Annotated in this window: 1 protein-coding gene; it reads left to right on the forward strand. The window is 68.6% G+C overall.

Features of this window, described 5'->3' with window-relative positions:
• Positions 1-261: helix-turn-helix domain-containing protein (locus SB751_RS32055; RefSeq protein ID WP_410749272.1), on the forward strand; the 261-nt coding region annotated here is incomplete at both ends.

Genomic DNA, 261 nt, shown 5'->3' on the forward strand with positions numbered 1-261 from the left:
CGGAGCAGACGCTCACCGAGGTCGCCTCGGCCACCGGGCTGACCCGCGCGGGCGCGCGCCGGATCCTGCTGACGCTGCAGACGCTCGGCTACGTCGAAGCGGACGGCCGGCTGTTCCGGCTCACGCCGAAGATCCTCGAACTCGGCTTCGCGTATCTCACGTCGATGCCGTTCTGGAATCTCGCCGATCCGGTGATGGAGCAATTGTCCGCGCAGATCCACGAGAGCTGCTCGGCCGCCGTGCTCGACCGCACCGAGATCG

Origin of the sequence: Cupriavidus sp. SIMBA_020 (genome assembly GCF_046535395.1) — a bacterium.
Taxonomy (GTDB): domain Bacteria; phylum Pseudomonadota; class Gammaproteobacteria; order Burkholderiales; family Burkholderiaceae; genus Cupriavidus; species Cupriavidus campinensis.